The organism is Pseudomonas brassicacearum, from assembly GCF_003732175.1.
Lineage (GTDB): Bacteria > Pseudomonadota > Gammaproteobacteria > Pseudomonadales > Pseudomonadaceae > Aquipseudomonas > Aquipseudomonas brassicacearum_G.
Window position 1 is genome coordinate 1 of the sequence record NZ_MOBI01000003.1, and the last position, 12833, is coordinate 12833.

Genomic DNA, 12833 nt, shown 5'->3' on the forward strand with positions numbered 1-12833 from the left:
ATTTCTTGCGGCCAAAGGTCAAGCAATAGGGCTTAACTGATCGGCATTAGCCTCAGCGGCCGGTTTTTTTTATGCCTGACGCGTGGCTTACAGCTTGCCAGCGTTCTCGGTCAGGTAAGCCGCAACGCCTTCTGGCGAAGCAGTCATGCCCTTGTCGCCTTTTTTCCAGTTGGCCGGGCAAACTTCGCCGTGCTCTTCGTGGAATTGCAGGGCGTCGACCAGGCGAATCAGCTCTTCCATGTTACGGCCCAGTGGCAGGTCGTTGACGATCTGCGAGCGAACAACGCCTTTGTCGTCGATCAGGAATGCGCCACGGAAAGCCACGCCGCCTTCGGACTCAACGTCGTAGGCCTTGGCGATGTCGTGCTTCATGTCAGCAGCCATGATGTACTGAACCTGACCGATGCCGCCGGCATTGATCGGGGTGTTGCGCCAGGCGTTGTGAGTGAAGTGCGAGTCGATCGAAACAGCGATCACTTCAACGTTGCGTGCCTTGAAGTCAGCCATGCGGTGGTCCAGAGCGATCAGCTCGGACGGGCAGACGAAGGTGAAGTCCAGTGGGTAGAAGAACACCAGGCCGTATTTGCCTTTGATGGCCGAGGACAGGGTGAAGCTGTCAACGATTTCGCCATTGCCGAGTACGGCCGGTACGGTGAAGTCAGGGGCTTGTTTGCCTACGAGTACGCTCATTGGATATCTCCTGGTGTGGTGGCGTGAAGAACGGTATCGAACCAGTCTGTCGCGGATAAACGACAGGTTCATGAATCGAGTGCCCTTCGCAAGGACCGCACATCATACACCGCGTTTTTCACCTGTCCTTAGCGCTTTTTATAACGACATCAAAAACCTCGGCGCAGGCTTAATGACACCATCCCGGGGCGCATTATGCCGTTCGTCAGGCTGTCGCTGTTCTGGCGCAAAGCGTGTCGAAACCACTTTGACAATCATTCTCGTTAACATTAAGATCCGTCGCAACCGAGCCATAACCTACGACGGTTCTCAATTTATGTATGTCTGCCTTTGCACTGGTGTCACCGACGGAAAAATCCGCGATGCGATCTATGAAGGTTGCTGCAGCTACCGCGAGGTACGCCAAGCCACCGGCGTTGCCGGCCAATGCGGAAAATGCGCCTGCCTTGCCAAACAAGTGGTGCGCGAAACCCTGGCCGAATTGCAATTGAGCCAGGCGGCGATCCCCTACCCTGTAGAATTTTCGGCAGCGTAAATAGAACATTCGAAAGAACCGGACTTAGCGTCCGGTTTTTTTATGCCTGTAATTCAATCGCTTAGCACTAGGATGCGGAACACAAACATTCTTATTCCGATTAATTTTCATATAGTATTCAATAACTTAGGTTTGACACTAACAACTGCCCGGCTCAAACTTCGCCGCCTACAGGGTAATTAAAGGGCAGGACCCCACATGAAAGGCGACATCACGGTTATCCAGCACCTCAACAAGATTCTTGGCAATGAGCTGGTCGCAATCAATCAGTATTTCCTGCATGCACGCATGTATGAAGATTGGGGCCTGAACAAGCTCGGCAAGCACGAGTACCACGAATCCATCGACGAGATGAAACACGCGGACAAGCTGATCAAGCGCATCCTGTTCCTCGAAGGCCTGCCAAACGTCCAGGACCTGGGCAAGCTGCACATCGGCGAGCACACCAAGGAAATGCTTGAGTGCGACCTGAGCATAGAGCGTACCGGCCATGCCGACCTCAAAGTGGCTATCGCTCATTGCGAAACAGTCGGCGACTTCGGCAGTCGTGAACTGCTCGAAGATATTCTCGAATCCGAAGAAGAACATATCGACTGGCTGGAAACTCAACTGAGCCTGATCGATAAAGTCGGTCTGGAGAACTATCTGCAATCGCAGATGGGCGACGAATAACTTCTACGGCGCTAATCTCGACGCAATAAAAAGCCCCGCACTCTTACGAGAGGCGGGGCTTTTTATTGCCAGCAGGAATGGCCGGACGGCCGCTTCTGCCTATAAATCAGGCTTCGGTCTTGCCCGCAGCGGCTTTGGCCGCAGCGTCTTTGATCAGGGCCTGCAACGAACCGTCAGCGGCCATTTCAGTCATGATGTCGCTACCACCGACCAGCTCACCAGCAACCCACAATTGCGGGAAGGTTGGCCAGTTGGCGTACTTTGGCAGGTTGGCACGGATTTCCGGGTTCTGCAGGATGTCCACGTAAGCGAACTTCTCACCACAGCCCATGACGGCCTGAGCGGCTTTCGCGGAGAAACCACACTGTGGGGCATTCGGCGAGCCTTTCATGTAAAGCAGAATGGTGTTGTTAGCAATCTGCTCTTTAATAGTTTCGATGATATCCATGGAGCACCTCGGCTGAACTTTCCGACTCAGTTGTCGGCACGGTGACGCATTGTAACGGAAAGCCGAGCGCCATGCTCGGTCTCCCCGACAGACATGTTTACGCTGCCGCGACAGTCACCGGCACACCATTAAGCGCCGCATTTCCGGACAACTCATCGAGCTGGCGCTCATCCGTCAGGTCATTGGCGCTGGAGCCCGGTTGCCCCATGGCAATGGTCATCTGCACTCCCGGCCGAGCATGACCCCAACCGTGCGGCAGGCTGACCACGCCTTGCATCATCTCGACACTGCTCAGCACCTCGACTTCGATCACCCCGACCCGTGAACTGACCCGCACCCGTTGCCCATCACTCAGCCCACGACTGGAAAGATCGTCCGGGTGCATCAGCAACTGATGACGCGGCTTGCCTTTCACCAAACGGTGATAGTTATGCATCCACGAGTTATTGCTGCGCACATGGCGGCGGCCGATCATCAATAGCTCATCGGCAGCTGGTGCCTGCAATGCCGCAAATCGCGCGAGGTCAGCCAGGATCGCCGGTGGCGCCGCCTGCACGCGCTGGTTGGCGGTTTTCAGACGTGGCGCCAGGTTTGCCTGAAGAGCGCCCAGATCGACCCCGTGAGGATGATCGAACAAGTTCGCCACCGACAGTTTGTGCGGCGACGCATCACCATAGCGCCCGGCTCGCAAACCGAGGTCGATCATCTTCGCCGGGGGCATCGTCGGCTTCAACTCTTTGCCAGTCTTCGCCGCAAAAGCCTGCGCCAGGCCGACGAAAATCTCCCAATCGTGCAGCGCGCCTTCAGGCTTGGGCAGGATTGCCCGGTTGAAACGGCTGACGTTGCGCACCGCAAACATATTGAACGTGGTGTCGTAGTGATCGTTTTCCAGCGCCGAGGTCGACGGCAGAATCAAGTCGGCATAACGCGTGGTCTCGTTGATATACAGGTCGATGCTGAGCATGAACTCCAGCCCATCCAGTGCCTGCTCCAACTGTCGACCATTAGGCGTCGACAACACCGGGTTACCCGCCACAGTGATCAACGCCCGCACCTGCCCTTCGCCTTCAGTGAGCATCTCTTCGGCCAGCGCCGACACAGGCAACTCACCGGCGTATTCCGGACGGCCAGACACGCGGCTTTGCCAGCGATTGAAATGCCCGCCCGAAGTCGATGCCACCAGGTCAACTGCAGGCTCGGTGCACAGCGCACCGCCGACCCGATCAAGGTTGCCGGTGACCAGATTGATCAGTTGCACCAACCAATGACACAAGGTGCCGAACGCCTGAGTCGAAACGCCCATACGGCCATAACACACGGCGGTCTTCGCGGTGGCGAAGTCTCGCGCCAACTGACGAATCTGCTCGGCCGGCACGGCGCACAGCGGGCTCATGGCCTCGGCACTAAAGGATGCGACGGCCTGACGAACCGCCTCCAGCCCGTCTACCGGCAAATGACTGTCGCGGCTCAAGCCTTCGGCGAACACGGTATTGAGCAACCCGAATAACAGCGCCGCATCACCGCCTGGACGGACAAATATATGTTGATCGGCAATCGCTGCCGTTTCGCTGCGACGCGGATCGACCACCACCACTTTGCCGCCTCGGGCCTGAATCGCCTTCAAGCGCTTTTCGACATCCGGTACGGTCATGATGCTGCCGTTGGAGGCCAGTGGATTACCGCCCAGGATCAGCATGAAATCGGTGTGATCGATGTCCGGTATCGGCAGAAGCAAACCGTGGCCGTACATCAAATGGCTGGTGAGATGCTGAGGTAATTGATCGACCGAGGTTGCAGAGAAACGGTTGCGGGTTTTGAGCAAGCCAAGGAAGTAATTGCTGTGGGTCATCAACCCATAGTTGTGCACGCTGGGATTGCCCTGATAAACCGCGACGGCGTTTTGGCCATCGCGCTCCTGAATCGCTGACAGGCGTTCAGCCACCAGAGCGAAAGCCTCGTCCCAGGCAATCGCTTGCCACTCGCTGCCGACCCGCAGCATCGGCTGTCGCAGGCGGTCGGGGTCGTTCTGGATATCTTGCAGCGCCACCGCCTTGGGGCAGATGTGGCCGCGACTGAAGCTGTCCTGCGGATCACCCTTGATTGAGGTGATTTGCACGCCAGCGTCTTCGGTTGCAGTGGTTTCGATGGTCAAGCCGCAAATGGCTTCACACAGGTGGCAGGCACGGTGATGAAGAGTCTTGGTCATGGCCATTCTCTGTTTTATTCGAGGCAACCGGCATCAGGTTGCGGGAACAAAACTATGGGCTGTGACCGAGCGCTGCGCCAGCGACGTTCGTCTTGTGAATCGAGGCCCATCAGGCCCGCCGATATTAGCCCTGGGGAGGCCCGGAGGGCGCTTGAAGCTGGATTTCCTGGATGGTTTCGATCTGCTCCTGGGCAATGTGCACGCCCGTGAGTTCGCCGATCAGGCACCAATGCTCGTCGAGCCCGGCGCTGACGGTGGCCATGCGGTCGATCATCCGTCGACCCGCAGCCTTGGTCACGTCATCCTCGCTGCGCATCAACTCAAAGGACATCGAGGTGATGGAAGCAGTCAGGTGAGTCAGGGTACGCGCCATGAGCCCCAGCAGCTCCAACAATTGCTGTTCTTTCGATTCCATTCCAAAGGCTTCCTGTGTCACTCGTGAGTTATTTATAACCCAGTACTTTGCATTAGCAAATGTTTCAAGCGAAGGCAGGCTGGATCCTGCCTGCAACCACTCTGGCCGACAGGTCAGAAACCGACCGAGAGTGTGCTTTGCCCGCCCCGCTTGATTGCCAAGGCGCGCGAGGGCAGTGTACAAAGGGGTTGCTGCTGTCAGGAAACAGGCTTCAAAAGCGCTACTGCGGTTATCCCGTAGCCTCTCTGAAATCCCCTAAAAACCGTAGCCCTATTGGTAAGACGCGACATTTAATTATGACGTCTCCATGGGTTCCACCGGGGGGTTGGCCTTTGATTTCAAGGGCCCAGCCCCAAGGTTTCCCCGCTGCGCTCCGTCATTCCCCGACAAATTGGCCCACGAATTGGCCCAGCCATCTCCAGCGTCCTGCTGAACGAAAGCCTATCGTAAGGTCACACCTCAGTAATGCAGCAGTATGGGCTGGAAAGGTCGTAAAGCCTTATTGGTAAAGGCTTGTAGCTATCCTCTGTCTAAAACTCTTAGGTGAGATAGCGCGTGTTTAGACCAATGAAACTGACATAGATCAAGGTAGTTTTAGACAGTAAAAACCACCCTCCTCCCCGGCGTCCTGCCGACCGTGCATTCCTCAAAATCCTACTGTATTGTCGGCAAGCGAATCGTTGTTCGACTAGGCTTTAATTCCCAGCAGGAGCCAAGCCATGAAAGGCAGGGATCAAGTCGACTGTGCGCTCTACAACCTAAATCTGACTCAGCTCGCTATTGGTGCGGCCCTTGAGGATTTGACGACATTAATTGAGCAGATCAGCTGCCTGGAACCAGGGACGTCAGCGTCGCTAAGGCATTATTTATCGACCATTGAGCGGAACTCCGACCGCTCCTGTGAAGCTATCTATTCACTTATCCGTTCGCGCCAAGATCCCGAAGTGCTCTGGTCACCCCACACCCGCTCGCGCTCAGAAGTCAGCGCTTGGGCATAAACTCGATGCCTTCCACCACGCCCCCCGAGTCTAAGGACAGGACACAATGCTCACAAAAAAGGCCTCAATTTTTGCCACTGAGTGGACTGATGCCAAACTCAAGGTTGGTCATGTAGTTCTCTTCGTTGCAGTAGTATGCATCTCACTAATAGCGATAAGCACCTGGGGGGTCTTCAACTCCCTGGAGTACCATCTGCACGACAAAGAAACCGAGATGTCAAATCTCTCGAAGACGTTATCGTCCAATATCGAGGCAACGCTAACCCAAGCGGACTCGGTGCTGTTAGGAGTGAAAGAGCGTCTGGAGTCTGAAGGTAGTGGCGCGGACAATATAAAAAGATTAGATGAGTTACTTAAAATTCAACAAAAACGCCTACCTCAAATACATGGCTTTTTTATATATGATGAGCAGGGTCGCTGGCTACTTAACTCGAACGGTGTAATGCCCGCCGGCGCAAACAACTCAGACCGCGACTATTTTATTTACCATCGCGACCATGCCGACCCCGGACCATATCTTGGCCCTTCGATCCGTAGTCGCTCAACAAATGAATGGGTCATGACCGTATCGCGCCGAATCAACCATCCAGATGGGAGTTTTGCTGGAGTAACGATAGCTACAATTTATCTAAACTACTTCCTCAGTCTTTACGATGGTGTAGATATGGGAGCAAACGGCCTCATCAATCTGGCGACATCAAGCGGTCATATTATGGTGCGCAAACCATTCCGCGAACAAGACGTCGGACTTAATATATCAAAGGGAGAAGTGTTCGCCCTGCTAAAGCCAGACGTAAATTCAGGCACTGCAACCATAAAATCGTTTATAGACGGTGTAGAGCGGGTAATAGGCTTTCGACGCATTAATGGGTATCCTCTAGTAGTCATTGCCGCATTTGATAGGAATGAGGTACTCGCTGACTGGCGAAGTGAATCCTTTGCCAGCCTAGTAATATCCACCATACTATTATTAATCCTTAGCTTTATAGGCTACCGATTAATCAAACTAATGAACCAGCAAATTCAAGCACAAAGAGAACTACAGGCATCCCAAAAAAGCTATATTGAAGCCAATAAAGCGCTTGGATTAATGGCACTCGAAGATGGGCTAACAAGGATCGCCAACCGACGTCATTTCGACTTATTTATAGAAGCTGAAATTAGCCGAAAAAAACGCAAGCTCAACGGCACGGCTCTCATCATGATTGACATTGATTTCTTCAAACTTTACAACGACCATTACGGCCACGTACAGGGTGACGAATGTTTGAAGAGTGTGGCAGCAATAATTAAAAAACACGTAAACCGGGCCGGCGATCTTGCCGCCCGATACGGAGGAGAAGAATTTGCCATCGTACTTACAAACACAGACTATGTTGGAGCTTTCCTTCTAGCTGAAAAGATACGACTCGATCTAGAGCAAAATAAGATTCAACATATCAAATCCCCACTCGGAGTGGTCACTATTAGCATTGGCATTAGCGCACTACCTGAAGAGGGAGCTGACACTCCCGAGAACCTGATAGATACAGCCGACAAAGCGCTATACATCGCCAAGTCTAATGGGAAAAACAGGACAGTTATTTCAAATTAGTCTCGCGCCTTAACCTACTGACTTCGGCCCGGTCCCACACGAATAGCCTGACGGTTCACCGTAGCGCCTGCCTGACTTATGACTGGCATGCAGCAAGCGCGATCAATCCTTGGTCGCCGTCGTCGGTAATGCCGACAATTCGTTGAGCATGCGCTGGGGCAAGTCGGGTGCGTACTCCTCCATCCTCCGCCCCGTGGCTGACGCAACCTCAAAATGCCACCATTCAAACCCTCGTGCTAGAGCAGTTACCATTCGCCCACCCCAGTAGTGACATGGAACACAGGGACACGGAGCTCTGCTTTTAGGATAAGTCCTACAGCCAGCGCCCGAACCTCCCGGTAACGTCATTCTGCCCCAGCCTCAGGCCGGGACTATCCCAAGGACGAACAAGGATGCTGCATGAGTGGTTATGTCCCAAAACCAGCTTTGCCCAACGCGACTAATAACAACAGCGGCGTAGAACCTGTAGATATTGCTGCTCAACGCTGGGCGGAATACAAAGACCTTCCACCGAAGGCAGACGCGAAATCCAATGCGGCTGGCTGCACCTTCACCAAACCCTGCAAGCTGCCCGACGGGACCATTAACTACGTCAGTCCTGGTGGATCGATCCCCACGGATGCTGTCAGCCAGTACGGAGAATTCTCCCTGCTGGGTGGTCGTGAAACGGATGCAGAAGGGCGTATCCCTCTCAAGAAAATCAGCGGTAGCGCGTTACCCGCAGCACTGGGAACTCTCCTTCTAGGCGGAACGGCTGTTGCTACTGCCGGGGCGTCTTGCGGCGGTCTCTGCACTGCTGGAGCTGCTGTTGCTGAGGTAGGGACCGGGACTGCTGCAACGGGTGCTGCTGGTGGTGCCGGCGTAGTCACTGCCGGTGTTGCTGCTGGAGCCTTGGCGGGAGTGGTTGCACTACTGTGGCCATCGAGCTTGGGCGATAGCAGCCTGTACACCGAGGATCAGCTGAAGTCGCTCAAGGAAGGTCGTACACGTGTTCGACTGCATGTCGAGCAACAAGCCGATGGCACCTTGAAAGGGTATGGGTACAACACTCAGAAGCGCCGCGACTGGGAAATGATTCCCGTAGTCCAGTTCAAGACTCACGGCTCTCAGCAGGTGGCTGACTTTGGTGACGGGGTAACCCTGATATGGACGCCAGCGGTTGACCCATCCAGCACCTCAGGCATTCCCCCATTAGAGGGCGCTCCACAAGCCCCTCAGATCTGGATTTATCCGCCAACCGAACAGGCAGATAACATCATCGTTAATCCGATCTATCCGCCTGAATACAAGGACTTCATCCTTGTGTTTCCGGCTGGTTCTGGCGTGCAGCCGCTGTACATTGTGATGAATGTCCGAAAGACACCTGGTACCGCAACAGGCCAAGGCGAAGATCTGGCAGGTATCTGGCTCATTGGGGCGAGTTCGGGGGTGGGAGTTCCGATTCCAAAAGACGTGGCGGATGCACTAAAGGGGCGTGATTTCAAAAGCTTCGACACATTTAGAGGCGCACTCTGGAAAGCTGTCTCAGAGTCGGCGATTGCTGATCAGTTCATCAAACAGAACGTCAGTCGTATGCGTACAGGTAGGGCTCCACGTGTGCAAAAAGCCGATAGAGTCGGCGGCAGGCTGTCTTATGAACTGCACCACCTCGAAAAAGTATCAGAGGGCGGCGGCGTGTACGACGTGGATAACCTGCGAATAAACACACCAAGAAACCACATCGATCTTCACCGGAACGAATAGGCCAGACATGACAGACACACTATTGAAAAACAGCTTCTCTGAGTACACCGAGGCTGAGTTCATCGAACTGCTGGAAGAACTCGCTAAGGAAGACGAAGAAGCCGAAAACGATGATCGTGCTGACTTGCTTTTGCTGCACTTCGAGAAAGTCAGCGAGCACCCAGCAGGGTCAGACTTAATCTACTACCCGGAGCCCGGCGCAGATAACTCCCCTGTGGGCGTTACACAGATAGTGAAAGAGTGGCGTGCAGCTCAAGGCTTACCAGGGTTCAAAGCGTAGGAATAAATCTGTAGGACCGGCGGCTGGCTGGATGTTGTCGCACTCAGACCGGCAGCCCTTTTTACTTCGGCGCTGAAACTTCCCTGACGAAAGCCTGGCACGCCGCCAGTGCGATCAGTCCTTGGTCACCGGCGTCGGTGATCCCGATAATTCGTTGAGCATGCGCTGGGTCAAGTCGGGCGCGCGCTCCTCCATGAACCACGCCGCCGGCGCCGGTAGCGGCTGGCACTGCGCAACCACCGGCTGAATCTGCTGCGTCGATGAGGACTGACAGCCGTAGATCGGAAGTAGCAAGGCGATCGCGCAGGCGAGTCTGGTCTTTTTGAGCATTGGTCAAAGCCTCGTGGTGGGTTTGGTCGCTGGCCGCCAGGCGCTGCTCGAGCGCCAGGCGTTTGTCTTGTTCGGTGCGCTGCTGGGTTGCAGCGGCGAGGGTCAACTGATTCAGCGTCTCACCCTGAACCCTCGCCTGCTCCGCAAGCTGCTGGCCGTAGCGCCAGTCCTGAAGCTGCCAGGTCAGCGCCGCCGCGCCGCCGGCCACAATGGCCAGCACTGCGACGACACCGCCCAGCTTCCATGCCGCGGCATTCACAGCAGAGCCCTGCGCACGCCTTCCACCAGCACCCCGTCTGGATAAGCAAACCCGGCGTTTTCGTGGTGGATGATGGCTTTTACGAAGCCCTGCATCACCACTGGTCTGGCCAGATCGATCTCGGCGCCGGGCGCAGTACCGGTGTTCGCCTCGACGGCGCACACGTAGGCAGTCGTGTCGTTTTCCGTGGCCGGTGCCCAGCGGCCAATGATCGCCTTCACCGTCTTCAGCCCGTGTTTGCGCTGGTAGGTCAGCAAGGTTTTACCCAGGGCCCGGATGCCATTCTCTGGCGTGTCGAAGCGGGCAAACCGCTTCTCGATCGCCGGATCTGGCGCGAGCTGGCCCAGCCATGGGTTGGCCGGGCTGTAGTCAATATTTCCGGGGTTTCGGTTGCGCACGCCGCGCGTTTCGGTAGTGGTCATGCTTTTCTCCAGGCAAGAAAAAGCCCGCTCAGTGGCGGGCTGTTATTCGGTTTCGGCGGCCGGCGGCAACGGCGGTGTGTCCTGCGGCGGCATCTCCAGCCGCACGTCGATCCAGCTGTTCGGCGGCACATCCAGCGGAGCCCCGCGGCCAGGAATCATTTCGCCGTCTTCTGACAGCGTCCAACGCTGTTTGAACAGCTTGATGGTGACGGAGCCGTCGGCGGCTTGATGGCTCTCGGTGATGCCAAGGGTCCTCCCACCATCTGGTGAGCAAGGATCTTGAGTCCGCCATCCCTCCAGGGCCAGGCCGAGACTCCCGGTAACACGGTATTCACCAACGCCGTGTCGCTCAACGCTCACACCCCGCGCCTCGTTGTTCGACACGCCCCACTCGCCGGCAGGCTCGAATGCCTGCTCTTGCAGGTCACGCCGCTGACTGTCAGCCACATTGGCTATTCGCAGAATGGGGGAAGCCGCCGACAAAGCGCCGCCTGAGCCGCGTGTGGTGTTGCCGGTGTGATAGATCTCCTGAAGCGGCGTAGCGTTGTCGCCGTAGACCGATTGAAACTTGATCGTCCCGCTACTGCCACCGGTCCCGTAGGGCCACGCGATAATAAGTCGGTTGAAGCCAGGCCCGAAGCGAATGGTTTGCTTGTAGTAGTAGCCCGTTCCACCAGTAGGCGCACCCGGCGAGCCCGGGCCGTACAGATTTGAGTCAAAGCCGGGGGAGGCATCCGCCATCCAGCTTTTGCTGGGGTCCAAGGTCTGCGCCCAACCCAAGTCTTCCGCTTTAGCCAGTCCACCTATGGTACGGCCAGCGTTGAGCGTAGCTGCCGACCCCAAGCCAAGAGCCGCTCTCGTCGCTGGAGCGCTGAGTGTATTGCCTCCTAGAAGGCTATACAGCTCATCAAAGTTTGCGGTGATTTTGATATTGGCGCTGCGCGGGGTATCGCCACCCACGCCAGAGGGCGGCGTGCCGAGCTGAATAGTTTGCTTGCTCATCCGAGTATCCAAATTTGATCGATAAAAAACCCGCACTGGGCGGGCAAGATTGAATGCGGTAAATCAGTTGTAGGGAAACGGCAGATTCGCCGTCGCGATCACGAGTGCGGTAGGGAACCTGTCAGTTGGGATGTTCGCGTAAGAAACTGGAGCACTGTTCATCCCTCCTGGATAAGCCTCGTTCGTTCCGGCCGCAGCACCAAACATAAAGCTAATGCCTCCGACTCTGCCGTGCGCCCCTTCTGACGCGCCGTATTGAGTAGCTGGCCCCGTGCTGGACGAGGTGGGATTTGTCTCGATTAAATTTGCACTTCGTGACCACGGCAGGAAAGCCGCGTATTCAACTCCAGCTGATAACGCAATATCTATGATCGAGTCCATTTGCGAGCCAAGGCCGCCATCTGCTGAGACGTACTGACGCTTCTGAACTCTTCCCCCGTTATACGTCATAAGCTTTCTGCCGCGTTCATCATTAACGGCCGGGGGGGCTGGTGGTGAATACGCGCCTATGACATTCAATGGCGGTTGCAGTGAATTGAAAGTAATTCTTCCGGTCGTGTCATACGTTTTAAGAAAGGGTGACCCTAAAAGATTGTCACCCATCAGATCAAAGCAGTAAAACTTCGTAGCCGCAGATGAATTCGCATAAAAGAAAGTAAACGCGTTACCGCTTACCGATGATCCTACGTGCGTGCCTGGGCCTGTTATAAAACAAATAGGCGATAGCGCATTGTAAATCGTGAAGCCCCATATTTGATCGCTCCTCGACCCCTTTTCTGGGGCGCCGGTTGCAGGGGCAACCACCACTGGCCACCAGTTGGCCCCGTCATTGGGATCTAACTGCGCAGATCGCTTGAAGCGTCGAGACCAATACTGCTGGAGTGCCATATTTCCGCTTTTGACCAAGCCGTAACAGATAAGGCTTGTATCAAACAGAATCGTCTCGTCGTCCTTAAATGCTTGCAGGGTCGCCATTTAATAATACCCGTAAAATATTCGACAACTCGCCGAGAAATACCCCCAGCCCGCCGTTGAATATGAGTAAGCCCAAGACAAGGAGCCGGCCGATAACGTGACTCCCGGCTTCTTGCCTTTCTCCTGTTGCAGATCAACAAGCGGGACAACAATGTAGTACTGGGTTTTCCCGGCCGGCGGGGGCGGGATAGCGGCAAAGCCATTGGCGCCACCCGTATCGACGTAGCCCTGCATCTGGCTTATGTTCATGGTCATATCAACCAT

The 12833-nt window shown here is 55.4% G+C and carries 14 protein-coding genes and 1 pseudogene; 5 read left to right on the forward strand and 10 right to left on the reverse strand.

Annotated features, from left to right (window positions below):
- Positions 1–87: 87 nt before the first annotated feature.
- A complete protein-coding gene (locus tag BK658_RS02200; protein ID WP_019693358.1) occupies positions 88–690 on the reverse strand; it encodes a peroxiredoxin in 603 nt (200 codons plus the stop codon).
- Between the two features lie 316 nt (positions 691–1006).
- On the opposite strand from BK658_RS02200, the gene BK658_RS02205 reads away from it, so the two are divergent.
- Positions 1007–1225 carry a bacterioferritin-associated ferredoxin gene (locus BK658_RS02205; RefSeq protein ID WP_019693359.1) on the forward strand — a complete coding sequence of 73 codons (219 nt, stop codon included), beginning with the start codon at positions 1007–1009 and terminating at the stop codon, positions 1223–1225.
- 198 nt (positions 1226–1423) lie between these two features.
- Complete coding sequence (gene bfr / locus BK658_RS02210; protein ID WP_054593808.1) at positions 1424–1897, forward strand: bacterioferritin; 474 nt, start codon at positions 1424–1426, stop codon at positions 1895–1897.
- A gap of 106 nt (positions 1898–2003) precedes the next feature.
- On the opposite strand, the gene grxD is transcribed toward bfr, so the two are convergent.
- The 3 genes from grxD to BK658_RS02225 all read right to left on the reverse strand — a co-directional run bounded on the left by grxD (position 2004) and on the right by BK658_RS02225 (position 4966).
- Positions 2004–2345 carry a Grx4 family monothiol glutaredoxin gene (gene grxD / locus BK658_RS02215; RefSeq protein WP_019693361.1) on the reverse strand — a complete coding sequence of 114 codons (342 nt, stop codon included), beginning with the start codon at positions 2343–2345 and terminating at the stop codon, positions 2004–2006.
- Between the two features lie 97 nt (positions 2346–2442).
- Positions 2443–4551 (reverse strand): molybdopterin oxidoreductase family protein, encoded by a 2109-nt coding sequence (locus tag BK658_RS02220; protein ID WP_123580796.1) that lies wholly within the window; start codon positions 4549–4551, stop codon positions 2443–2445.
- Positions 4552–4675: 124 nt separating this feature from the next.
- On the reverse strand, positions 4676–4966 hold the full coding sequence (locus tag BK658_RS02225; protein WP_123580798.1) for a hypothetical protein: 291 nt from the start codon (positions 4964–4966) through the stop codon (positions 4676–4678).
- 1044 nt (positions 4967–6010) lie between these two features.
- Here BK658_RS02225 and BK658_RS02235 point away from each other — a divergent pair.
- A complete protein-coding gene (locus tag BK658_RS02235) occupies positions 6011–7558 on the forward strand; it encodes a sensor domain-containing diguanylate cyclase (protein ID WP_123580802.1) in 1548 nt (515 codons plus the stop codon).
- A 76-nt stretch (positions 7559–7634) separates the two neighbouring features.
- Here BK658_RS02235 and BK658_RS30225 read toward each other — a convergent pair.
- Positions 7635–7724: pseudogene (locus BK658_RS30225) on the reverse strand (lysis protein); the annotation flags it as partial.
- Between the two features lie 233 nt (positions 7725–7957).
- Here BK658_RS30225 and BK658_RS02245 point away from each other — a divergent pair.
- Positions 7958–9301, forward strand: coding sequence for an S-type pyocin domain-containing protein (locus tag BK658_RS02245; RefSeq protein WP_123580804.1), 1344 nt, complete (start codon positions 7958–7960; stop codon positions 9299–9301).
- Between the two features lie 7 nt (positions 9302–9308).
- Positions 9309–9581, forward strand: a complete 273-nt coding sequence (locus BK658_RS02250; RefSeq protein WP_123580807.1) for a bacteriocin immunity protein — start codon at positions 9309–9311, stop codon at positions 9579–9581.
- 61 nt (positions 9582–9642) lie between these two features.
- Here BK658_RS02250 and BK658_RS02255 read toward each other — a convergent pair whose 3' ends face one another.
- From BK658_RS02255 to BK658_RS02275, 5 genes are all read right to left on the reverse strand, one after another.
- On the reverse strand, positions 9643–10170 hold the full coding sequence (locus tag BK658_RS02255; RefSeq protein WP_123580809.1) for a lysis system i-spanin subunit Rz: 528 nt from the start codon (positions 10168–10170) through the stop codon (positions 9643–9645).
- Entirely contained in the window at positions 10167–10592 is a 426-nt protein-coding gene (locus BK658_RS02260; RefSeq protein ID WP_123580810.1) for a structural protein, read from the reverse strand. Before BK658_RS02260 ends, BK658_RS02255 begins: the two co-directional genes overlap by 4 nt.
- A 42-nt stretch (positions 10593–10634) precedes the next feature.
- On the reverse strand, positions 10635–11594 hold the full coding sequence (locus BK658_RS02265; RefSeq protein WP_148049697.1) for a phage tail fiber protein: 960 nt from the start codon (positions 11592–11594) through the stop codon (positions 10635–10637).
- 63 nt (positions 11595–11657) lie between these two features.
- Positions 11658–12569: a hypothetical protein gene (locus tag BK658_RS02270; RefSeq protein WP_123580813.1), complete on the reverse strand. Its 912-nt coding sequence runs from the start codon at positions 12567–12569 to the stop codon at positions 11658–11660.
- Positions 12570–12833 carry a hypothetical protein gene (locus BK658_RS02275; protein WP_259740036.1) on the reverse strand — a complete coding sequence of 88 codons (264 nt, stop codon included), beginning with the start codon at positions 12831–12833 and terminating at the stop codon, positions 12570–12572.